Source organism: Priestia sp. P1_B12_1 (assembly GCF_056406695.1).
The window spans coordinates 1-23,577 of the sequence record NZ_JBFTZR010000027.1; the positions used below are offsets into that span (position 1 = coordinate 1).

Here is a 23,577-nt window from a genome sequence, read left to right on the forward strand (position 1 = left end):
TTTTAAAGGACAGCCTTGAATGGTTAAGACAACCTCAAGTTCAACGTTCTTATCTTCGATTTTAATATTTCGTACCATGTTTAATTCCACGATACTTTTATGCAGCTCAGGATCTTCAACGTGTTGTAATGCATTCATAACTTGTTTATTTGTTAACATAAAATTCATTCCTTTTTATTATGGTTAATTAACTTCAAAAAAAATATTTATTTAATTATATTCTGTCAAATAAAATTATTACGGGTTTACTATCCATCCATAGCAATATGATATACGAGAAACATCTATAATTTTAGCTCGACAATACGGAATTTCAGTTAGATTTTTTCTCTAAAGTAATTAAGCCTCATTTCCGCCCCATACTTTTTTATTCTTTAAATTTCTCCAAGAAACAAAAAGCCCATCACAAAATAAATTATGCATAATATATACACAATTCATTTTGTAATGGGCTAATTACTAAACAGTTTTCCTATTAGTCATCCGTCTCATCACATATAAAAATGTAAAAACCAGGATATTAAAGCACTTTACTGTTACCTAATATCAATGAGTTCTTATATATTTATTGTAATACTTTAAATCCTTAAGCTCAAGAGTAAATTGGCAAAAAAGAGCTTTATGATTATCTTTACAGTAGGAATGAATATATTGGCTTCTTATTAATTTTGAATGGGTGTTGCCAAGTATGCTTATTTAACAATATAAAATGCTTGTTTTATTTATATTGAACTTTACTCACATATAGGAATAAAAACCTATTGATATCTATAGCTGAAAAATTGTACAAGTAAAGCTCACTCTCTTGAACCTTTGATTACCCAAAAGTAAAGAGAGTGAGCTCTTTATAGATATTTTTAAGATGTTATATTTAATTTAAAACATGTAGTTTCTAAAAATCGAATCTTATAAGCCCGTCTAACTAAACTATAAACGGCTCTTAACACGAATCAGAAATATCGCCATATTAAAAAACAGGATGTTGTCGATCTTCTATACAGCTTTCACATATATGAAGCGTACCCATACTTATTTCCTGCGAAAGAGATTCTTCCTCCGTTTTCTCAAGCTCCATTTCTTCGACTTTTCCACATACTTCACATAACCATGCCATTGAATTTAGCCTCCTAGTGCATCCTTAATTTACGTTATCTTCATTAAGGATGCTATTAGTTTTTACGACTTGATATCCTGCATCGAGGATAGCTTGTGTAATATCAATGGGTGAGGTAGCATTCTCGTCGTAAGAAACAGCTACTTCCCCATTTGATAAATGTACGTCTACTTCACGTACTCCCCACACATTATGCAAAGCTTTTGTCACGTTATCTTTATCCTGTTGTTGTTCAATTCCCTTAACCATATTTATTTCTGTGCGCATTCATATATCTCCTTATTATCAGAGTTAATGTTTGTTCTCTTCAGACCCTTTCATTCCTTCACCCATTCCACGCATAAAGTTCATCATGGATCCTAGAGCTAAAGAGACATTAGGGTCAAACATCGCTTTACCCATCCCCCATAAACCCATAGACTTATTATTTTCAGTATCAGCTAACTTTTCAATCCCTTTTTCAACGCCCTGTAAAATAGTTTGCATTTTCTGAGGTTCCAGCCTACTTAGAAATTGGAGAGCATCCATTCCCGTTTTCATCATGTGATGCATACCTGGTTTATTTAGCTGTGTCACAGCTATCACCCCAATGTCATGACGGTTCTTGAGAGCTCCCTGAACGATATCCAACATGCCGAATTCCTTCAACTCTTTCAAAATATCTAGGAGAGTCAGTACTGCATCACGGTTTTCACTCAACGCATCAAGAATCTGTTGGATCGACTCTTGTTTTTCTTCTTCCTTACTTGGTATATACCTTTCAATGTTGGTGATCGCTTTGCCCATCGTTACCCTCTCCTTTTTGCAATAATTTAGGAATAGAAATCCAATCATCTCTTTTCCATTTCTCTTCTACCCTAACACTGATTTGAGGTTGTTTATTTCCAAAACGATAGTTATAAGGTGGAAGAGGTGGTACTCCCTCTGCTTCAAGAATTTCCATGTTCACTGACATTTCTTTGTAGTTAGGCGTGTGCGTAACATCATCGTGATAACTACTTGTAAGTCGATTGACAGATCGATTCTCTTTGGATGTATTCATCGTTAAATACAACTCATTTCCTTTCACACGATCTGTTACAATGACTCTTACTTCTACCTCACCATATGGAGAAGTCAAACGAACTAATGCACCATCTTTAATCTTTCTTTCTTTTGCCAATGCAGGAGAAACCTCAAGCCATTCACTTGGTACCTTATATTCTAGCCCTGGCGCTTTGTAAGTCATATTCCCTTCGTGGAAATGCTCTAACAAACGACCATTATTTAAATGTAAGTCAAATTCTTCATTTGTTTCAAACATTGGCTTAGTCCAATCAACAGTGACTAATCGGGCTTTACCATCAGGAAAGCCAAAACGATCTAGACATAAGACAGGCGTGCCTTCTCCACTTGGATTCACAGGCCAGATCTGACTGTTAAAATTCTCTAACCTTTCATAACTAACGCCTGAGAATAAAGGAGACAGGCTCGCTGCTTCGTCCATAATTTCACTTGGGTGATCATACGTCCATTTTGCTCCCATCTTATTTGCAAGGTCTCGAATAATCATCCAATCTGGCTTTGATTCTCCAAGTGAATCAAACACTTTGTATAGTCTTTGAATGCGTCTTTCTGTATTCACAAAAGTACCATCTTTCTCCAAACTAGGAGATGCAGGTAAAACAACATCAGCATATTGAGCTGTTTTACTGAAAAATACATCTTGAACAACGAACAAATCTAATTTTTCAAACGTTGATTGGACGTAATTGATATTAGAATCAATAACCGCCATATCTTCTCCGAATAAGTACAATGCCTTTAGATTTCCTTTATTAATTCCCTCTACCATCTGATGGTTATTGTAACCTGGATTTTTCGGTAAGGTTACGTTCCAAGCATCTTCGAAACGAGCTCGTACTTTTTCATCCTGTACCGGTTGATAACCTGGGAACCAGTTAGGCATAGTACCAAAATCACATGCACCTTGTACATTATTATGTCCTCTCAACGGAAACGCACCAGCATTTGGTCTTCCAAAGTTACCTGTAATCGTAAGTAAGTTACAAATAGCTGTACTTGCATCGGTTCCGCCAGCATGCTGTGTAATCCCCATTGCCCACAAAATACATGTTCCATCTGCTTCATGAATCATAGTAGCCAGATTGATTAACTCTTTTTTTGTTAATCCAGATGCCTTTTCTGCATATTCTAATGTGAATTTTTGCAGTGATTTAACATATTCTTTATAACCATTAACTCTATTTTTCAAGAATTCTTTATCTTCCCATCCTTGATCGATGATATATTTAGTGATAGCCGAAAGCCAGACCAAATCGGACCCTGGTTTAGGATGAAGATGTACATCAGCTCTCGCAGCTAATTCGTGTTTCCGTAAATCAACTACTGCCAGCTTTTGACCAAATAGTTTATGAGCCCGTTTTATACGAGTTGATAAGACTGGATGAGACTCTACTGGATTTGCTCCAATAACAAGCACTAAGCCAGAATTAGCAATATCCTCAATAGTTCCTGAATCACCCGAATATCCTACAGTCCGTAGTAAGGCAGTAGAAGCCGGTGATTGACAATAACGCGAACAATTATCCACATTATTCGTCTGTATAATTGATCTAGCAAATTTCTGATAGATGAAATTATCCTCGTTTGTACACTTTGAAGAGGCAATAAAACCAATTGAATCGGGACCGTACTGTTCCTTTGTTTTATTAAGTTTATCCGCAATAAAGGTAAGCGCTTCATCCCATGTTGCTTCTACAAATTTGTCCCCTTTACGAATTAAAGGCTTCGTTAAACGTTCTTCACTGTTAACAAAATCCCATCCCCATTTACCTTTTACACAAGTAGAGATACCGTTTACAGGTGCTTCAGCTTGCGGTTGGATTTTTAAAATCTCACGGTCTTTTGTCCACACTTCGAAACTACACCCAACTCCACAATAGGTACACACGGTTTTGGTTTTCTTAATCCGACTTTTTCTCATGCTTGCCTCAACTTCAGAAACTGCAAAGATCTCTTGATATCCAGGCTCTACTACTTTCGTGATATCAACCATAGGCGCTAGAACATCAGCAGGTATCCCCGTCATATAACCAGCGTTTCCAAGCATTGATTTTTCCATTAAGGCGTTACATGGACAAACGGTTACACAATGTCCACAAGAAACACAAGAAGACTCATTGATTGGTACATCGTTATCCCATACGACACGTGGACGCTCACGATCCCAATCAATTGAGAGAACTTCACTTACCTGAAGATCTTGACAGGCTTCTACGCATTGTCCACAAAGGATACATTGATCTGGTTCATAACGATACATTGGATGCGACATGTCTGTTGGATAAGGCTTTGGTTGAAATTCATATTTTTGATGCTCAACCTGTAACTCTTCAGCTGTATTATGTATAACACAATTTCCATTGTTGTTATCACAAACAGTACAGTAAAGCTCGTGGTTTACTAAAATACGTGACATGGCTTCCAGTTGTGCTTCCTTAATCAAATCAGATGATGTCGTAATATTCATTTCAGGTTCACATGGTGTAGAACACGAGCGCACCATTTGTCCATCAACCTCTACATAACAGGTGTCACACGTCTGGATAGACGTTAGACTAGGATGTTTACATATGTGAGGTATATAAATATCTTGAGATTGCGCAACATCTAATATTGTTTGGCCTTCTTCAGCTTTTATGGTTTGACCATCAATCTGAATTGAGTATGATGAATCCTTCATTTTGTTTTCCTCCATTCTTCTGAAACAATTTGTCGATAGTGTAAGTAGGAGATAGACATTATTGTTCACAGGCTAATCGAGCTTGTTCCCTTTTAAAACGAATTATCTAGGTGTAATAGAGTAGTATTTCTGGATAAGAAACTAGGACTTAGCTGACTCTTTAGTAGAACACTTTCAAAATGTCTTTATATAGCACATCTCTTATCTTCCTTACTATTATCTTCAAATTCATGATGCTAACAGAATGCCCCACTGATATTATAAATATTCATCATAAAGAGCTTTTCTCAAAAGGCTAAAGGTTAAAATCTTTATAAATTGTAACTTTGTAGAACTTTCAAGTATTCTGTATAAACGTTACGTATGGTGATTTAAGTTTATGCAATCATTAAGGTTCTGCCTTTTGAGCGGGTTTTTAAGTAAAACTTCCTTGCTCATCTCTCGAGAAATTTAATTAATATTATGTTATTTCTTTTGATATTTATGAAGTGATAGAAAGGCGAGGAGAGAACCGTAAATAAAATGCGTATTCTTCAATAATAAAAAAGTAGGGGCAGACCATATATAATATTTAATTGTTCTGCCAGTAAAAGTGATTCTTAAAATATAGAAATCCCGCAAAAGATGCGCCATTTTTCTCTAAAGTAACAGAGAAGTAATGACGCATCTTTCGTTTTGGAAGTAATTTATTCGCTAGCTTATTATTTTGATTACTTTAACAAAATTTTAAGCAACCATATATAAATAAACAGCTATTGAATTGATTTTTTTCTTTTCTATAATGTTTAGAGCCTTACGAAATCTTCTCTCTATAAATGAGGTCTTCAGCTAAAGATGAGAACATTTCGCCAACAAGTGAATCTTCATCATAGATATTTGAATCTTTATTTTCTTCTCGCTTTGCAAAAGGGATTTCAGCTATAACATCAGACTGTATCTGCTGAGCTAACGTGTCACCGCCACCTTTTCCAAATAAGTAGTTCCGTGAACCATCTTGCTCTTCATAATAGGCCATATTTTCAACCACACCTAACACTTCGTGTTTTGTATGCTTAGCCATAGCTCCTGCTCTTGATGCCACAAAAGAAGCAACACTATGAGGAGTCGTGACAATAATTTCTCTTGCCTGAGGRATCATGGCAGCTACATCAATAGCTACATCTCCTGTGCCAGGAGGTAAGTCTAAAAGAAGATAATCTAACTCTCCCCAATGTGTATTCGCAAGGAAATTTTGAATCCATTTATTTAACATCGGTCCCCTCCACATAACAGGATYGTTATTATCGGTAAAGAAGCCCATGGACATTACTTTTACGCCGTGACTTACAACAGGAATAACGGTCTTATCAATCATGGTTGGTTTTTGTTTTACTTCCATCATAGCCGGGATACTAAAGCCATAAATATCAGCATCTAAAATCCCTACCTTTTTTCCCATACGAGCTAAGGCAGTGGCAAGGTTTACCGTGACAGTTGACTTTCCTACTCCCCCTTTTCCACTCGTTACTGCAATAAATTGAACGCCTGAATCTGGCCGTAACATAGCAGGCATACCCGTTTCTGTAGTCGCACTCTTCTTCAACGTTTTAGTTAAYGTAGCACGTTCTTCCGGGGTCATAGAACCAAATGTTAATGAAACACTTGAAGCGCCAATTTCTTTCAACGCATTTTCAACGTCCTCTTTTATTCGAGCTTTTAAAGGACAGCCTTGAATGGTTAAGACAACCTCAAGTTCAACGTTCTTATCTTCGATTTTAATATTTCGTACCATGTTTAATTCCACGATACTTTTATGTAGTTCAGGATCTTCAACGTGTTGTAATGCATTCATAACTTGTTCATGTGTTAGCATACTTATCATTCCTTTTAAGTTAGTTTTATTTTATTACTATACAAACAAGTAAATAGGAGACAGACGCTTTTATTCTTTAGATATTACTTGTTTATTCATTTATCTAAATTCCCCAACCGGAAAATAATGTGTAAAATATTGTTTCTATGTAGATGAATTTAAGGGTTTTTCAGTTATTCTCTCCCTTAATTCAACTTTTTAATCATCTAGATCATGTAAAAAAGGAGTAAGGGATGCACCCTACTATTTGTAAATTAACAACTTAAATTCAATGTGATTTATACATAGAAATAAGAAGATTGTACAAACTATAATTTGAATAAACTTTAAGGAGGAATAGGCATGTCAGTATTGGATAGTTGGGATAATTGGAAGGACTTTTTAGGAGATCGTTTACACCATGCACAAAATGAAGGTATGCAAGAAGAGGTTATTCATGATCTTGCTTTCCAAATTGGTGGCTACTTATCATCTCAAGTAGATGCTAAAAACACACAAGAACAAATTTTAGCAGACCTTTGGAGCGTTTCTTCCAAAGAAGAACAACATGCAATTGCAAGCAGCATGGTGAAATTAGTTCAGAACAACGGAACATCACAATAACGTACTCTTTCTAAGCAGAAAAGAGATATTACAGTGCGAGTGGATACTCATTTTTGCTTAGAAAGAATTAAACTGTGATTAGATTGATAAACAAGTGATCGTCTATAGCCTTTACAATATAAAATTTAAAAAAATTATTGTGAATATCGATTGTAAGAGTTATCTTACGTACATCTTATACTAACAATAAATGAAAACACTGCCTTACTGATGTAAGGCAGTGTTTTCATTATACAAAAGAAGGATTTTTATGAATGGATTCTTCACACTCATTTGTAGTTTGCTCAAATTAAAACAGAATTATGCTTGCTAAAATAACAAATAGATAAAAAGAGTTTCTTTCTTTATAATGAATACATTTCTTTTACTCAATAATACCATGATCCAAAACTCTCACAGTTGATGTTACCTGAACATTAGATTTTGGAAAAGTAGTTGACCAGTTGTCCTCAATTTTCTTCCAATGTTGATACTGAAAGGCACGTGCATAATCCCCAAATCCAAACGGATCTAGTTGCTCCTTCTGAACTTTTTGGATTAACGTAGTTAGCTCCCGACTAAGTTGTTTGGCAAGAATCGTATTTAAATTTTCTTGGTCTTTTTTCATATTCATATTAAACGTACGCTCGGCAAGTGAAACGTTCAGTTTCATTTTGACATCAAAAGCAAATTGATCTCTATTGTAATGTGTTTTAACCTTCTTTTTCATACTAATGACATTTATGGTGATAAAATTTGACCCTCTTACATTTCTAGGAGAATACTTAGTTTCAAATGAATCGGATGGTATGCGTATGGTAAGGCTAACGGGCATTTTGGCCTTTTTTTGCAACATGAGAAGGAGAGCACTTTCCTGACGATTCAATGACATTTTATAGAATCCTTGTTTAGTTAAGAGGGCAGTTCCAGTAACAACTAGATCCTTATTTCCTTTTTTGATTTCTGAGATAGAGGGTGTAACTCCTTTATCAAATAATTGTCTATGGAGATCTTGTAGGGTCGTATAGGCTGTACGGTTGTATTGTTTATTCACATTAACTATGTTATTCAAATACTCGGGTAACATTGGTTTGTTTTTAAATTCACTGTTTAGAATAGATGAGACAGATCCCTTTACAGCGACTATACGTGTGTTTCCCGTATCTTTAGGGTCACGATACCATACATCTAGATAGGGCATAATCCCATCCTCTTTTAATAATTTGTTGCTAAATAACATTGTTTGTATCTTTCCTGTCACGACTAATGGACTTGAGCTGTTAAACTGTTCTTTGGCCTCTCGAGGAGTAATTGCTTTTTTTTCAAACACTTCATAGGTTTGGCCTGCGCTTTTATCAAAAATGGGACTTACATTATACATGAGTAGTTGATTATTTTTACTCACATCAAAACCATAGGTCAATGAAATAGATTGCTCTTCGAGCTCTGTTCGATCCCAACATCCTACCATTGTGAGTAACATTAAAAACACAAGAATGAGTCTGACACAGTATTGCATCTAGGTCTTCCTCCTTTGCCAATACGTATAACCTGTTATGTATAGAAGGAATACAACAGGAAAGGCATAGCACACAAAATAACCCGTTATTCCCCACCAGTCTCTCCAGATAGCCATTTGTCCCACAGAAGGTTTAAAAAAGATAGTTACTGCAAAAATTAATCCTAATAGTAGATAAACAGGCAAGTTCCATCTTTCTTTCTTATATAACTGATTGATCCCCTCTACTGCTGAAAAAAAGTAAGGGATAACAGAATCCGAGAAAATAAAGATAAAGAAGGATAAAAAAACGATTTCAAATCTTTCAAGGAACGTAAAATGAATTGGTTTCACTAGAGTAAGTGTGGGCCATACAAATTGGGATATTTCATCTGGACTAAAATAAACAAAACAAACAAATGTAATTTGAAGGTACGCCACTAATGTGATGATATTAGCAATGACAATTCCTTTGCCTGCGCTTTTTTTCTGTTTGAGATAAGGGTACAAGATAAAAGCGAATTCAAATCCTAAAAAAGGAAGTACGGACATTTTGGCCGCATGTAAAATCGGCATCCATCCTTCTTTTAAAATAGGAAGAAGGTACAGAAGGTGACTCTCTTTTAAAGGCATTAAGAGCAAGAACGGCATCCAAATCGTAAAGAAAAAAACAAATACCGCATATCGACTAATAATCCGTACTCCGCCACGAGCCAACATGAATGCTGGTATAACTGCTAAAGCCATAACGGCATAACTAGGAGTTTTAGGTAATACCCATAATCTTATGACATAGATAAACGAAAAAAGTAATGACATACAGCCCAATAAACAGTATAGAATCCAGATAACCATTGCTGCTTTCCCTAACCATTTTCCCATATAGCGTGTTAACACATCTATTAAGTAGTCTCCGGGGTGCTTGGCCATAATCTTTATAATACACAGGCTAATGAGGGTTGTAATAAACCCTCCAATAAGAAGAGAGATCCAACCATCTGTGCCTGCTACTTGTTCTAACTCATGAGGAAATGTAAGTAAACCAAAACCGACTTGCACGCCACTAATCGTCAGAATAAATTGCCATAAAGAAATTTCATTTCTCCTGTGTTTGTTATTCACTCTTCTTCCCTACTTTCTTCCATGTTCCTGAGCGCTTCAGCTGTTGAGGTTTAACAGATAACGGTCGTTTCTTTAACATCCGTTGTGGTAAACGAACAAACGTATCCTTTAAATCTGCCATATGCAACGGTGAGAGAGGACTACTGTAAGGTGAACCCAGAGATTCTAACGAAAGTAAGTGAATACTTATTACCATCATACCAATGACAATCCCTATTAATCCGAATAAAGAAGAGATAATCATCATAGGAAAGCGAATGATCCGAATCCCTCCTGCCATCTCTAAATCGGGGATAATAAAAGAAGCCACTGCCGTAACTGCTACCACAATAACCATCACATTACTCACCAGCCCAGCCTGGACGGCCGCCTGACCAATGATAATTCCTCCTACTACGCCTACGGTTTGTCCAACAGGAGCTGGAAGACGGATACCTGCTTCTCGAAGCATTTCCAGTACCAACTCCATGAACATAGCCTCCAGTAAGGGAGGAAACGGAATCTTTTCTCTAGATTGCTCAAGGGTTAACAGCAACTTGAGAGGAATAACTTCATAATGAAAGGAAATCATGGCAATATAAATAGATGGAGTAAAGATGGCTATAAAAAATGCTACAAATCTTAGAAGACGGATAAAAGAAGCCAGAATCCATCTTACATTGTAATCATCAATTACATGAAAGAAAGAAGAAAAATTCATAGGTCCAATGAGAACACTTGGAGAACGGTCCACAACAATAGCAACTCGACCTTTCAGAAGTTGATGAGCAGCTGTGTCTGGGCGCTCCGTTATATAGAGCTGCGGAAAAGGTGTATAGGAGTTATCTTCAATCAGTTCGGCTAACTCACCTGTACTGAGAATGGTATCTACTTTAAGAGAATAAATTCGTGATTCCACTTCTCGAACAACATCTTCGTTCACTACATCGGCTAGATACATGACGGAAAGCTTAGTACTCGACCGGAGCCCAATGGTACATTCTTTTATTTTTAATTCACGACTGGAAATATAACGACGAATTAAAGCAATATTTTGGCTAGCTGTTTCTGTAAACCCTTCGTGAGATCCCTTTAATGAGGGTTCCACGCTTGGCTCCTCAATACTTCGTTGTGGCCAGCCTTGAGTCTCAATCTCCAATGCGACGAGCTGTTTATCTATCAGTAAGATACTTTTCCCACTTAAAAGAGCCTGTTCAATTTCTGCCCATTTTTCTACCTTTTTGATAGGTCCAATCGACATAGAAGACTCCCAAAAGTCTTTTTCATTCCCTTCTTGAAATAGTAAAGGACGAAGAATATCTGTATTAATAGATGTTTTATCCACGAGGCCATCCATATATATAATTGCGGCTTTCTGTCCTGTTTTTAATGAAAAATTCCTTGTGGTTAGTTCTGGAATTCCACTAAAAAGCATAGACAGTTGTTTTAAATTCATAGAAAGAGCAGAAGAAATCGTACTATTTAAAACATGATCAGCCTGTTCCTGTGAACAAAAACTCTTTTTTCCCCTTAACCATTGACGAAAAAAAACCATACATTCATCCATCTCCTAGCTATGTTTTCTCAGCTTATTATGGAATGTTGAGAGGGTTTATATACCAGCTATTTCAATTTAACAACTTACTTTTAGTGACTAAATCTACTGGCAAAGCAAAGGCTTTTTAGTATTTTACATACTAAAAAGCATAAAAAGACTGGATAAGGGCATCATTATAAAGGATTATTTACCTCACTCATTACGATTTTAATATAAACGAGAAAGAAGGTTGGAAAATGGATAAAGAAACGTTATATAAGCGCGTACAGGCCATGATTGTTTCCTCAACTAAAGAGCCAAAATACATGGCCCTCTCTACAGTGAAAATTGCTGATCTATTTAGGGTAAAGCCCGAAGAAATTGAGAAAACGTTACTAGAATTACTAAATGAAGGACGATTAAAGAAGGAAAAGTTGCCAGATAGACCAAATTATGAAGTGTATTTATTACCCTAATAACTTGTAGGTTTCTTTATTGGTTCTGGCGTGAAAAATATGCCATAGAAATTTAAGACTTTAATTGTCTTTAAGTTGTTGTTTACCAAGCTAACTCAAACAGTTTATGGATGAATTTTTCGAATTTTGACAGACTTACCTTTTTGGTGAGTCTGTTTTTAATCATATGCGTTGACATTGCATCACAAAGTAGATAAGAAGGTAGTAAATTATTCAGAGATAAATTTTAAACTAATTTTTAAAAATTTTTATAATAATTTAACTCTCAGGAATTTTTTATTTGTAAGGAAGTGAATGGATGGATTTATTAACTTTTACTGAGGAATTTTTCAATTATATAAAAAGATTTTTACTTTTAAGATTTGTACTATTCACTTTAGTCCTCATACTTTTCTCCTTCGTTATAAATCGTAGTATTAATTGGTTCTTTAAGAAGTCAAGTTTTTTTGATAAAGAAATAGAACAAACAATTCAAAGTGTAATTCGATCTATTTTTAGATATGGAATTATGATTAGTCTGATTATTTATCTAATTAGTCAATTTGTAGATATAAAAGGTATTCTGGCAGGTGCAGGAATTGCCGGAGTTGTCATTGGGTTTGCTGCACAACAGATGCTAAAAGACGTTATACTAGGCTTCACGAGATTAACGGACAAGGAGTTTCGTGTTGGCGACTTTGTAGCTTTCAACGGAACAAATTCAGGTACTATTGAGGAAATCAGTATTCGCTTTATCCAAATTCGAGAATGGTCAGGGAAACTACTCACCATCTCACACGGAGAGATTAAAACGATACAAAATTTTAATAAAGGCTGGATGAGGGTTATTGAGCGAATTACAGTAAGCTATCAGGAAGATCCTAAAAAAATTAAGGAATTATTAGAAAAAACATGTGTTATCTGCAATGGAAAACTAGATTCCTCTCTCTATAAACTTGATGGTAAAGCTGTTGAATCATTTCAATATATTGGTATTACAGACTTAAACCCGAACCTTAAATATGTTGGATACGAATTTTGTATTGTAGGTTTAGTTAAACCTGAAGATTATTTTGAATCTTCCAGACAAGTAAGGTTTGAACTAATGTCTATATTCCATAAAAATCAAGTGCAAATTCCAACATTAAACATGTTTGCTCATTTTGAACGATTGGATAGGGATCCAGAATAGCATCTTTCAAAAGTAGGTAGAGAAAAATAGTCGTTTGGGAATCCTACATTCAATTATGAAGCATGATTACAGATCTTAGTTAGATTTTAAGCTTAGAGATCTCAGACATTCTCAGACTGTAACTCCATGTCTTTTTTATTTTTTAAGTAAGCAAACTTTCTGAAGTCCTGTCGACAAAACGTTGCTAATATATAACAATGTATTTTTAAAAAAAGTAATCACTGACTTTTAAAAAATACAGAAAAAACAGGGTTGTTTTTATATCTTAAGTCAATGAATGAAATCTGAATTGCTGAGTTCTTGACTTACCAATATTCTTCGTATTTCTCCCTGAAACAAAGGCACGATAAAGTTACATCCATTATTCTTTAATTTTTACATACGTCCCGTCAATTCATTAAAAATCGTTTTTTGTCTTAAGACAATATCCTACACGTTTATCTAATTTAGATCCATATTAATGAACTCAACTTATAATTATCGTGTAGTCAATAGATAGCATTCTCTCTTCTATCATCTCTAATAAATTACGGAAACTAAGGCTTTAACACAGATACATCTGACGTTTTAGTGAAGTCATGCCTGACTGATAATGTTTCCACTTAAGTAAGTTACTGATGACATCTTTTTTAAAAATACTAGTGTCAGTGTGTTCAAGCTTTATAAATCACTTCAAATTTCTCCGGAGTTTTTGCACCAGAACGAGCTTTAACGAGAATTATTTAGAATTCTTTACATAAAAATACGATGGGCTAGTACACTAATAATTACAAAAAACTTAAAGTATTTCATAAACCTTCTGTCTCCTCCATATATTTAGATGATAAAAATTTATCTAAATATATGGAGGAAAGTAATATGAGAACAAAACAAATGCAGTTACAGCGAATCCAACATCTAGCTCATGAAATTATGGATAAAATGAATAAGGACAGTGAGTACACAGATTGTGCTACGTCAAAAATAGTTATAGATAATCTTTCACGAGCACTCGGTAACTTGACAGATCCATTTGGAAACTATTCAATTGAATACGTAGAAGAAAAAATAGAAAAAGCCTATTATTTGTTATTTAAAAATAAAAAAGACTAAAATTAAACTAATTGCGTATGAAAATGATTATTATTATCAATACTATCAATAAATAAGGGTAACCATCTTCCTTATGGTTACCCTTATTTATTAAGCTTCTGGTATGAATGTTTTACAATCTGTATCTTTACTATTTGATGCTTGTTTGCCTTTATGGCTAACAACATAAATCTCATCTGCCGTACATTTGTTGCCAGAATTCCAATACTTACAGTTATTTACTTCGCAAAGAATATTTTGTTCCACCTATCACACCTCCCATTTGTTATGATTAACAAATGGGAGGTAGTTGATACGGATCTTTTATCAAGTTTTCTTATGAACGAGATGGTTCAAAGGTTTTACAGCCTGTTTCTTCAGCTTCAGATGTTTGTTTCCCGTCAAAATTTACAACATAAATGAGATCAGCACTGCATTTGTTTCCATCCGTCCAATTCTTACAGGTATTTACTTCACACAATACACCAGTCGCTATGATATTCACCTCCCTTCAAATCCCATACAATTTGTTTGTTAGAAGTTATTTCTGCTTAACTAATAAAAAAACCTTTTAATATCGAAATTTTACTTATTATAAATGAATACTCTTTTATCTTTTGAGCAAACTATTCAAGATGTCACCACATCAAAATAAAAAACCTTTAGGGCAAGGTTTAAAAGAAAAAGACTACTTGTATATAGGAGCAGTAGTCTTTTTCTTTTTAGATGATAATCTATAAATTTTCAGTTAACATAATGGGAGTTTTAGTAACAAATAAAAGCTGATGCTCATTAATATTTTTTGTTAAAAGTCTATACAAAATTCTTGAAGATTTTTATTTACAATAAAAAGAGCCCTCCTGAAAGGAATTGACTCTATGCATGGTAGGCATTTTCCTTTAGGAGGGGCTATTTTATTCATCATGGTTGAATCACTCATATTACAAAAAAAGAGTAGTCTGTACGATAATTAGATGGATGAGCTATAGGCTCACTTAATTTTGTAGCTTGGGCTGACGATTTCTCCGCCTTCTACAATTAAATCTACTTGCTTTTGTGCTTTTCCTTCAAAGAAGTTATCCAGAATCGCTTTTGTGCCGACTTCAATACGTTGTTGCGCTTCTAACGTCATACCTGAGTAGTGAACAGTCATGGCATTTTTTGGCATTTTTCTCCATGGGTGACCAGCAGGTGCAGGTTGTGGATACCATGTGTCACCCGCATAACCAGCTAAATGTCCAGATTTTAACGCATCGACAAGGGCATCTGTTTCTATGATTTTTCCGCGTGCTGTATTAACAATATATGCACCTTGTTTTGTACGGCCCAAGACATCACGGTTAAATAGCGTATCTGTTTGCTCAGTTAATGGAGCATGAATCGTAATCACATCACTTGTTTCGACTAATTGATCGAAAGGCACATATTCAACACCCAATTCACCTTCTAAATCTTCGCGACGGTATGGATCGTTATAAACTACTTTTACATCAAACGGACGAAGACGAGCTGCAACACGTTGTCCAATACGTCCGAATCCAAAGATACCCACTGTTTTTCCTTCTAAGTCATGTGCATACGCACCAACTTTAGGCAAGTTCCATTCACCATTTACAGCTTGTTCGTGACCACCTACGAAGTTACGAAGCAAGATAAGAACTTGCATAACTGCATGTTCAGCCACACTTACTACGTTACTTCCTGTCACTTCGGCAACTGTAATATTTCTTGCTGCGCAAGCTTCCAAGTCAAAGTGGTCAGATCCTACACCAGCCGTAAGAGCTAATTTAAGATTTGGAGCACGATCAATAAGCTCTTTTGTTAGGTAAGCCGGATAGAACGGGCTACAAATAAAGATCGACATATCAGCCAAATGAGGTTCTAATGACTCTTTGGCATCACTTAATGTCACAAATTCATGCCCTTTACTTTTAAAATATTCATGTAAATTATAGGCTTTCTCAACGTTAAATAAATAATTTGGTGATGGTTCTGGTAATTCTACTACTGGTGGTAATACTGCTACAATTTTCATCATGTATTCCTCCCTAGAATAAGGTTCATTTGGATTAATAAAATATAAAAAACCACCACATTTTGGTCAAAAGGATAGCTTAGGCTACTCCTTTTATCCAAAATGATGGTGGTTAGTTACTAGCACATACGTACCGTATACCATCCGCCTGTCAAATGGAAAACATATCTTCTGTTCCATCTATGGGATGTTCAAAAATAAAGATAGATATGACTTCGTCTTTCTCTAAGTCTACATCTGTCAAAAATTTTATAAATTTCGCTCCTACCAGTTCTTCCATATCAGTGGGAGTTAATTCACTATATAACTCTTTTATCATGCGCGTGCGCGCATTCAAGATCATATTCCGTCCTTCTTCAGACCGAGTAATAAACTGTTCTACCGGACTTAGGCATCCACTCATGTGAACAACCGCCCAATTTCTAGTGAAAGTTACCTTGATCTTTTCAGGACCTTTTCCAATCTCATTTTTTCGATAGGATCGAACAAGATTGGCGAATTTCTGTTCCAGATTGTGTATAAGTTCGCTCATACGATTCACCCTTAAGGCTTGTAAGGTATTTGTTTTTTATAACCAAATATCTTACAAAAATAATTATATAACATATCTAACTAATTGTAAATACTTATACCTAAATATAATTAGTTACTTCTATTTATATTTAGGTATAAATTAATCGTCTACTTGGATTGGACGCTGATATATCTTCTATACCAATAAAACACTTATTCATTTTTGACTTGTATAACCAGTAACATTAAGAATGAAATTAGAATCGTTGTTAGGACCCATAACCAAGCCATGGTCATATTGCCAGAATCAATAGCTACATAAATGGCCGTAGGAAGGGTTTGTGTTTCTCCAGGAATATTCCCCGCAAACATTAAGGTGGCCCCAAACTCTCCAAGTGCTCTGGCGAAGCTCATAATACCCCCTGCAACCAACATTTTAGATGCTAGTGGGATCGAAACATACAAAAACACTTGGAATTTATTCGCTCCATCTACCAAAGCAGCGCCTTCTATATCCTTATCTACCTCATGAAACCCAGCTTTTGCAGCTTGATACATAAGGGGGAAAGCCACTACAGCCGAAGCAATGACAGCTGCCCACCAGGTAAACAGAAGCGAACGATGAAAGGCCCACTCAATTATTTCTCCCAACCAACTATTTTTCCCAAATATGACGATTAACAAGAAACCAATGACTGTTGGTGATAAAACTAAAGGGAGTAAGATAATGGTTTCTATGATGACCTTTCCCCTGAAATTCTTGTTGACCATAAACCAGCCCATAAGAGTGCCTAAGACGATTACGATAATGCCAGAAGTAAATGAAACCTCTAGGGATAACAGGACTGGTTCTAAAAAATCATTCCACATGATTTCTTCTCACTTTGTGACAAAGCCATATTCTTTTAGAACATTTAATGCTTCTTTTCCTTGTAAATACTGATAAAACACTTTTGCTTCTTTTGGATGTTTTGTATCTTTGATAATACCTACTGGATAAATGATTGGATCATGGGTCTTCTCATCAGCTGTTGCCACAATTTTTACTTTATCTGAAATGAGAGCATCTGTTTTATACACGATACCCGCATCTACATTATCCGTCTCTACATAAGAAAGAACCTGACGTACATCTTTTGCATAAACAACTTTCTTACTTATCTCATTCCAAATATTTAATTTCTCTAGTGTTTGTTTAGCGTAATTCCCTGCCGGTACAGCATCTAGTGTGCCTAGCGCAATTTTATCTGCTTTTGTCGATAGATCTGTAAAATCTTTGATTGGTTTTTTTGTATCTTTTGGTACAACAAGCACTAAATCGTTGCCTACTAAATCTATACCTTGGTTTTTATTGATTTCCCCTTTTTGAACAAGTTCATCGAATTTATCTTCTGCTGCTGAAAAGAATAAATCTACAGGAGCTCCTTGTTCAATTTGCTGTTTTAAAGCACCTGAAGCACCGAAGTTAAACTTTAAATCAATATTTGTGTGTTCTTTTTCATATTTTTTCTCAATTTTAGTTAGTGCATCTTGCAAACTGGCTGCAGCCGACGTTGTTACCTCTACCTTCTCTCTGGATGCTGATTGTTCTGTTTTTTGCCTTTCTTTCGTGTCCTTAGTTGCGTCTGGATTAGAACATCCAAACAACAGCATACATACCATCATAATAATGGTAAATAAAGAAAACCTTTTAAACAAACTAATTCCTCCTCGTTTTTAGTAGTTAGTTTATGTAAACACAATATATTATGTTTGATTAGATATAATATATTATGCTTATTTATAATATATATTTATTTTAAATTTTCTGAAATATATAGCGAACGAGCTTAAAAAAATGCATATCCTCATTCAATTTAAGTTAACAACCTATCTCTTTATCAAAAACAAGCACTGAAATAGCTTGTGGTTCTTGTATCGTGGCATCAGAGAATACATGAAGTAGCTTTGCTTCTACTACTTCCTCAATTTTTCTACTACATCACCCGCATACATACTTTGAGGCAGTTTCACTCTTGCCAAATACACCATTTCAGCCCCTTCTGACGTATCAGACATACGTTGTTCAACCGGTGTAAGGTCCTCATTGGATGCTAAAATAGCTATGTTTTCCGTGAAAACGGTGTGGAATTTATCTGCATCTTTTCCTAGTACCTCTTTGCGTAGTTTGTAAATCACGTCGTTGAATTTATTCATAATTTTAGACATTTGATAATCCTCCTATATGTTAAAATTACCTACTTCTTAAAGAAAAAAATCTAAATAACGTTACAGAAATAGCCCACCATAAAATAAATGTATAAATAGGAGTACCGTACACATTTACTTTATGGTGGGCTAATGACTAAGCATAGTTAATACTGAACATCCGTCTCACCATGTATAATAAAAAAACAGAACCTGAGGCATTTTCGACATACCTTAGGTCAATGATTTTTTTATTATAAAAAGAAAATCTTATAACTAATGACAATTAACTATAATTAATTATAAATAAATATAATTAATTGTAAATCTTTTTTTGAAAAAGGTATGAAATTTTCAATGGAAAAGATAAAATAATATAAAAGAAAGAGGTGTCAGAATCATGAAAGAACACCGTTCATATACAACGGAAGAAACCGCCCAATTATTACGCGTGTCGAAATTGACTGTGTATGATTTAATCAAAAAAGGACAACTTCCAGCCTATCGTGTAGGAAGACAGAATCGAATTGATGCAAATGACCTAGAAAACTATATTACCAACTCTAAAAGTACAAGCGTAAACCTTCTTGAAAAGGAGGAGAACATTTCAAACGTTCAGCTTAACGATACCGTTATTATAAGTGGCCAGGATGTAACATTAGATATCCTAGCGAACAGTATTGAAGAAAAAGGCTTTAAACCATTAAGAGATTACAACGGCAGCCTAAACAGCTTAATTTCTATGTATAATGGAAAATGTACCATTGTCAGTTCACATTTATTCGATGGAGATACCAAAGAGTTCAACCTCCCCTTCATCAAACGAATTTTAACAGGTCATTCTTACATAGTTATAAACTTAATCTCAAGGTGGGCAGGATTCTTTGTAAAACCAGGTAATCCTAAGAATATCACAACGTGGGAAGGCCTATCTAAGACTAATGTGACCCTAATTAATCGTGAAAAAGGATCGGGTGCAAGGGTTCTTGTTGATGAACAAATGCGTATTCATAAGATTAACCCCAAAGAAATTAAAGGTTATGAAAAGGAAGAGAAGAACCATCTAAGTGTTGCTACGGCCGTCGCTCAAGGGATAGCCGATGTAGGAGTTGGTATTGAGAAAGCCTCAAAGATGGTAAATGTAGATTTCATTCCTCTGATTAAGGAACGGTATGACTTAGTCATTATGAAATCAGAAGAAAATCGTCAATTAATTGAATCTCTGCTTACCATTTTAAATTCAACTGATTTTAAGAATAAAATTCAGGCTATTGAAGGTTATGATATTTCAAAAACAGGTTCAATTGTTTTTGAAACAAATTGATATCTACAGAAATCTAGTATGAATAACTTCTAAACTAAACTTACTTACAATTTCCTGAACTGTAATAAGAAAAAGGGTGACAAACATGTTTGTCACCCTTTTTCTTTTACGTGGTACTCGTTTAGTCCTCAGTACAAGAAAAAGAACTGTTTAATCTTAATTTTCACAGTATCATTGGCTGGGATAAGGTTAAATTCAATTACACTAATAGCTGATATGAAGGGAACTAAAACAGACTAAGCAAAGATGTACATTTGTGTCTGATAAAAAGAGAAACTTTAAAGGTGAAGAATATAAAATGAGGGTTCTCATTATTCATTTAGTAGTATTAAATTAAAGTTGAGATGATAAAAAGAGAAATATTTATAGTGTATCTCTGAACATTGCCCATAATAATAAGCAACCCTATATAATGTGGAATGACCCCTGTCAAATAGACAGTCTTAAGAAAGCTACCTATGCAGCCTGAGTTCTATACTGATAAGGACTCAGGTTATTTAATTTTTTTGAAATCGTTCGTAATTATAAAAATGTATGTATTGGCGGACTGCATCCTTCACTTCACTGGCTGTTTAGAAAGTATGAAGGTGAAAACACTCTGATTTATTACTTTTTGTCTTTTTATTTATAATAAAATATCTAGAGTGTCATTAACCTTCTTATAGAATTTCTCTATCATTTTTAATTTGTTCGAACAAATAAGTAAGGTAAGAATCTAGTTCAAATTAATTATCTTCAATAAAACCATCTAACATAGACTTACTTTCTTCTCTCATTTTTAGTCACTCCAATTTAGTTTTTTCAATTTTTATGTATGATAACCCTGACTCTTTTTTTGACCCATTTTTCTTAAAATGATGCTTACAATTTATCCATTTATTATCTTTTTTATAAGTTCAAGGCATTATATAAAATTCCAAAAACCTTTTCTATATCGTAATAATAATTTAAGGTTTTTTGATCAGCAAGTGTAGTCACTTGAAATGCTTTAGATGTCTTACAATAAAGCAACTCAACTATGCCAGAAACGGTATTAATGATGACGATATCTTCATATTCGATAAATATGAAGATTTTTTATTTCTAGTATGTTCATAAGAGTACCTCTTTTTAGTATGAGAGAACTTACGATACAAAGAAACCAAATAATTTATTTATTTCTCCTTCAACCTAACATACTGCTAATAAGCAAAACATCTTTAAATTAAACAGGGTATCTTTTTGTTACCTAGAACGCATATTATTATAACTAAACATATATACGACATACAGCTTAAAAACAGAAAAAAGCCACTGGTCTCAATAGTAGCTTTTTCTGTTTATTGAAAGTTAGTCGTAAAGTGATGATTCCGTTCATCTTTATTAGTTTGCTCAAAAGTTGCAAGTACTATGCAACCTTTACATAGCAAATTTACAATATTCACCCTCCTCTTTGAAGATTTTTAGGAGGGTAAGGTTACTGTCTCAATAAATTCTATGTATATGTCTCATAAGAAGTTCATTATTAATTTTTTCACTTTTTTATTGAAGAAGTTCTTTATTAAAATAAAAAAAGCAGGAAACTGTATAACTGAATGGGTACTACCGTCCTTACGGACAAACCCATGATAAGCCCGAAAGGGAGCTGACTTCTCGCAAGCACATAAGGTTGTGGCTATCTTTTGACGAAAGAAACGTACTGTTATGTACACCTCCACTCGGAGCTTCGGCGTACGTTTTACTTACCATTATGGTGTGTGAAGAAGATACGACAGCAAATGGACCCGCAATGGGAGGTTTGATCCGTACGAATTGAAAGGCTCACGTATGGTTCTCAGGGGAGTTACGGGCAGTGATGCCCCTCGCTTACCCGACTAAATTGGCTTTGTATATCGTATACCGTATAAAAACAAAAAACTCCACAGAAGGTTTTTGTTTCCAGTAATTTATTACATAAATTACTGGAAATACTCTTTGTTAGCTTTTTATACTATTGATCATCTTTTTGATTTTCTTTAGCTTCTACGTAAGCTTTTTCTAGTTCTGCTGCTTGTACATCTGTTTCTCTAGCAAATTCTGTGCCAAATTTATTAGGTACAGATGTAGCGTCTTGTTGTTTCCCTTTTGTAGTATTTGTTCTAGCTGAAGTTTGGCTTGAGTGTTTGTTATTATTCATTACGATCACCTCCATCAATTAATCTTCCCAAAAGGTTTTTGACTATTCTAAAGGTTTTTAAGGAATATGTAATTGACGATAATTCTGATTATGGTGCGATAAGAAGTCGCTTTCTTACAGTGAAGCTAAAGCTACTCTAATTCATACGTCATTAGATAACTCAACATGATGAATGAAAAAATTAAGAGGATTGACTTCTTTATTCTCAAGAAGTTAACACTTATTTACAACCTAAACAAAGCGTCTTAAAAAAACTTTAATTTAACTAATATAATTTATCTTTAGTTCTTTCTTGATAATGATTTCTCCTCTATTTTACAAACGATTTTATAGTACCCTAATATGATTAGCAAAAGGAAAGGATCAAGAAAAGCTGAATGCCATAAATTCCACCAACCATAGTGAAAGTAACCCCAAGGCTCAGGCAATAATGTCATTATTTCATAAAGCAAGATAGCCAGTATCCAAAAAATAAAATAAAAAATCTTTTTACTAATTGATCGTCGAAAAGGGTACCAGTTCAGAAACATCATATTCACCGGTGGTAGTAGCACCGTATGGACAAGGATGCCTTTCCAATCTGCCCCTTCTGTAAAATACCAATATCCATGATATTTTAAATCGATAAAAACGTCGAAATTACTTTGAAGAGCGATTGTAAAAAACCAAATATGAAGAATTTGATTTCCCGTCAACCTGTTATTCATTTTAAACGCAATAAAGTTAAATAACACAATAACACTAAAAAGACCTATCATACCGTCCATTTTCCTTTTTAACCCAATGTACCACATATTGTAAAAATAAGAAAATTAATTATAAGAAAAAAGCACCTTTTATAAGGTGCTTTACTTACTATCTTGTTCAGCTTTATTTTAGTCCTTGTATTATGGTTTGTTTAACAAGGTGTTGTAGAATATGAGCACTGCGCTATCTTCAACTTCAATTTTGAGTTTTTTTCTAACAATTGAGGTAAAGTTCATGAGCTCCGATAGATTTTTCTATTTTTCAAACATACCTTTACAAACTAAACATCTTTTAAAAATAACTTTTCATCTTATGAATAAACCATTCTTCTTTTACACATCTTAACGTTATAAACTATAAAGGAGTTGTTTATAATGGCAAACAATAAAAATAGTAACACAAACGAACTATTAGTATATGGTGCTCAACAAGCAATTGACCAAATGAAATATGAAATTGCTAGTGAGTT

At 34.5% G+C, this 23,577-nt stretch carries 24 protein-coding genes; 6 read left to right on the forward strand and 18 right to left on the reverse strand.

What is annotated here, in order from left to right; translation table 11 throughout:
- The 6 genes from AC1D0Y_RS28025 to AC1D0Y_RS28050 all read right to left on the reverse strand — a co-directional run.
- Positions 1-168 (reverse strand): iron-sulfur cluster assembly protein (locus AC1D0Y_RS28025; RefSeq protein ID WP_477708281.1); only part of this gene is annotated, 168 nt, incomplete at its 3' end.
- Positions 169-967: 799 nt separating this feature from the next.
- Positions 968-1,114: a hypothetical protein gene (locus AC1D0Y_RS28030; protein WP_477708264.1), complete on the reverse strand. Its 147-nt coding sequence runs from the start codon at positions 1,112-1,114 to the stop codon at positions 968-970.
- Positions 1,115-1,138: 24 nt separating this feature from the next.
- The gene (locus tag AC1D0Y_RS28035; protein WP_477708265.1) at positions 1,139-1,381 is read right to left on the reverse strand and encodes a heavy-metal-associated domain-containing protein; all 243 of its coding nucleotides are present in this window, start codon (positions 1,379-1,381) and stop codon (positions 1,139-1,141) included.
- A 24-nt stretch (positions 1,382-1,405) separates the two neighbouring features.
- Positions 1,406-1,900, reverse strand: coding sequence for a helical membrane plugin domain-containing protein (locus AC1D0Y_RS28040; RefSeq protein WP_305279291.1), 495 nt, complete (start codon positions 1,898-1,900; stop codon positions 1,406-1,408).
- Positions 1,875-4,859, reverse strand: coding sequence for a formate dehydrogenase subunit alpha (fdhF, locus tag AC1D0Y_RS28045; protein WP_477708266.1), 2,985 nt, complete (start codon positions 4,857-4,859; stop codon positions 1,875-1,877). Before fdhF ends, AC1D0Y_RS28040 begins: the two co-directional genes overlap by 26 nt.
- 793 nt (positions 4,860-5,652) lie before the next feature.
- Positions 5,653-6,720, reverse strand: a complete 1,068-nt coding sequence (locus tag AC1D0Y_RS28050; protein WP_477708267.1) for a P-loop NTPase — start codon at positions 6,718-6,720, stop codon at positions 5,653-5,655.
- 333 nt (positions 6,721-7,053) lie between these two features.
- On the opposite strand from AC1D0Y_RS28050, the gene AC1D0Y_RS28055 reads away from it, so the two are divergent.
- The gene (locus AC1D0Y_RS28055) at positions 7,054-7,314 is read left to right on the forward strand and encodes a DUF3243 domain-containing protein (RefSeq protein ID WP_216141266.1); all 261 of its coding nucleotides are present in this window, start codon (positions 7,054-7,056) and stop codon (positions 7,312-7,314) included.
- A gap of 364 nt (positions 7,315-7,678) precedes the next feature.
- On the opposite strand, the gene AC1D0Y_RS28060 is transcribed toward AC1D0Y_RS28055, so the two are convergent.
- Genes AC1D0Y_RS28060 through AC1D0Y_RS28070 form a run of 3 tightly spaced genes read right to left on the reverse strand, consistent with a single transcriptional unit; the run spans position 7,679 to position 11,447 of the window.
- Positions 7,679-8,812: a Ger(x)C family spore germination protein gene (locus tag AC1D0Y_RS28060; protein ID WP_477708268.1), complete on the reverse strand. Its 1,134-nt coding sequence runs from the start codon at positions 8,810-8,812 to the stop codon at positions 7,679-7,681.
- On the reverse strand, positions 8,813-9,913 hold the full coding sequence (locus AC1D0Y_RS28065) for a GerAB/ArcD/ProY family transporter (protein ID WP_477708269.1): 1,101 nt from the start codon (positions 9,911-9,913) through the stop codon (positions 8,813-8,815).
- Complete coding sequence (locus AC1D0Y_RS28070) at positions 9,906-11,447, reverse strand: spore germination protein (RefSeq protein ID WP_477708270.1); 1,542 nt, start codon at positions 11,445-11,447, stop codon at positions 9,906-9,908. The genes AC1D0Y_RS28065 and AC1D0Y_RS28070 overlap by 8 nt, the downstream gene beginning before the upstream one ends.
- A gap of 239 nt (positions 11,448-11,686) precedes the next feature.
- Between AC1D0Y_RS28070 and AC1D0Y_RS28075 the strand changes: the two genes are divergently transcribed.
- The 3 genes from AC1D0Y_RS28075 to AC1D0Y_RS28085 all read left to right on the forward strand — a co-directional run bounded on the left by AC1D0Y_RS28075 (position 11,687) and on the right by AC1D0Y_RS28085 (position 14,168).
- Positions 11,687-11,905 carry a hypothetical protein gene (locus AC1D0Y_RS28075; RefSeq protein ID WP_216141262.1) on the forward strand — a complete coding sequence of 73 codons (219 nt, stop codon included), beginning with the start codon at positions 11,687-11,689 and terminating at the stop codon, positions 11,903-11,905.
- A gap of 298 nt (positions 11,906-12,203) precedes the next feature.
- Positions 12,204-13,076 (forward strand): mechanosensitive ion channel family protein, encoded by an 873-nt coding sequence (locus tag AC1D0Y_RS28080; RefSeq protein ID WP_477708271.1) that lies wholly within the window; start codon positions 12,204-12,206, stop codon positions 13,074-13,076.
- Positions 13,077-13,934: 858 nt separating this feature from the next.
- Positions 13,935-14,168 (forward strand): hypothetical protein, encoded by a 234-nt coding sequence (locus AC1D0Y_RS28085; RefSeq protein ID WP_477708272.1) that lies wholly within the window; start codon positions 13,935-13,937, stop codon positions 14,166-14,168.
- A 90-nt stretch (positions 14,169-14,258) separates the two neighbouring features.
- On the opposite strand, the gene AC1D0Y_RS28090 is transcribed toward AC1D0Y_RS28085, so the two are convergent.
- The 7 genes from AC1D0Y_RS28090 to AC1D0Y_RS28120 form a co-directional block, all read right to left on the reverse strand.
- Positions 14,259-14,414, reverse strand: coding sequence for a DUF1540 domain-containing protein (locus tag AC1D0Y_RS28090; protein WP_305279317.1), 156 nt, complete (start codon positions 14,412-14,414; stop codon positions 14,259-14,261).
- Between the two features lie 70 nt (positions 14,415-14,484).
- Complete coding sequence (locus AC1D0Y_RS28095) at positions 14,485-14,652, reverse strand: DUF1540 domain-containing protein (RefSeq protein ID WP_477708273.1); 168 nt, start codon at positions 14,650-14,652, stop codon at positions 14,485-14,487.
- A 486-nt stretch (positions 14,653-15,138) separates the two neighbouring features.
- Positions 15,139-16,182 (reverse strand): NAD-dependent formate dehydrogenase, encoded by a 1,044-nt coding sequence (locus tag AC1D0Y_RS28100; protein ID WP_477708282.1) that lies wholly within the window; start codon positions 16,180-16,182, stop codon positions 15,139-15,141.
- 151 nt (positions 16,183-16,333) lie between these two features.
- Positions 16,334-16,714 carry a Na-translocating system protein MpsC family protein gene (locus AC1D0Y_RS28105; protein WP_477708274.1) on the reverse strand — a complete coding sequence of 127 codons (381 nt, stop codon included), beginning with the start codon at positions 16,712-16,714 and terminating at the stop codon, positions 16,334-16,336.
- A gap of 194 nt (positions 16,715-16,908) precedes the next feature.
- Positions 16,909-17,565 carry a molybdate ABC transporter permease subunit gene (modB, locus tag AC1D0Y_RS28110; protein WP_477708275.1) on the reverse strand — a complete coding sequence of 219 codons (657 nt, stop codon included), beginning with the start codon at positions 17,563-17,565 and terminating at the stop codon, positions 16,909-16,911.
- Between the two features lie 9 nt (positions 17,566-17,574).
- Entirely contained in the window at positions 17,575-18,393 is an 819-nt protein-coding gene (gene modA, locus AC1D0Y_RS28115) for a molybdate ABC transporter substrate-binding protein (protein ID WP_477708276.1), read from the reverse strand.
- 258 nt (positions 18,394-18,651) lie between these two features.
- Positions 18,652-18,903, reverse strand: coding sequence for a Na-translocating system protein MpsC family protein (locus AC1D0Y_RS28120; RefSeq protein ID WP_477708277.1), 252 nt, complete (start codon positions 18,901-18,903; stop codon positions 18,652-18,654).
- Positions 18,904-19,282: 379 nt separating this feature from the next.
- Here AC1D0Y_RS28120 and AC1D0Y_RS28125 point away from each other — a divergent pair, with 379 nt between their 5' ends.
- On the forward strand, positions 19,283-20,206 hold the full coding sequence (locus AC1D0Y_RS28125; RefSeq protein ID WP_477708278.1) for a substrate-binding domain-containing protein: 924 nt from the start codon (positions 19,283-19,285) through the stop codon (positions 20,204-20,206).
- 1,969 nt (positions 20,207-22,175) lie between these two features.
- Here AC1D0Y_RS28125 and AC1D0Y_RS28130 read toward each other — a convergent pair.
- Positions 22,176-22,361, reverse strand: coding sequence for a gamma-type small acid-soluble spore protein (locus AC1D0Y_RS28130; RefSeq protein ID WP_477708279.1), 186 nt, complete (start codon positions 22,359-22,361; stop codon positions 22,176-22,178).
- A 281-nt stretch (positions 22,362-22,642) separates the two neighbouring features.
- Positions 22,643-23,119: a hypothetical protein gene (locus AC1D0Y_RS28135; protein WP_477708280.1), complete on the reverse strand. Its 477-nt coding sequence runs from the start codon at positions 23,117-23,119 to the stop codon at positions 22,643-22,645.
- Between the two features lie 363 nt (positions 23,120-23,482).
- Between AC1D0Y_RS28135 and AC1D0Y_RS28140 the strand changes: the two genes are divergently transcribed.
- Positions 23,483-23,577 (forward strand): small, acid-soluble spore protein, alpha/beta type (locus AC1D0Y_RS28140; RefSeq protein ID WP_477708283.1); only part of this gene is annotated, 95 nt, incomplete at its 3' end.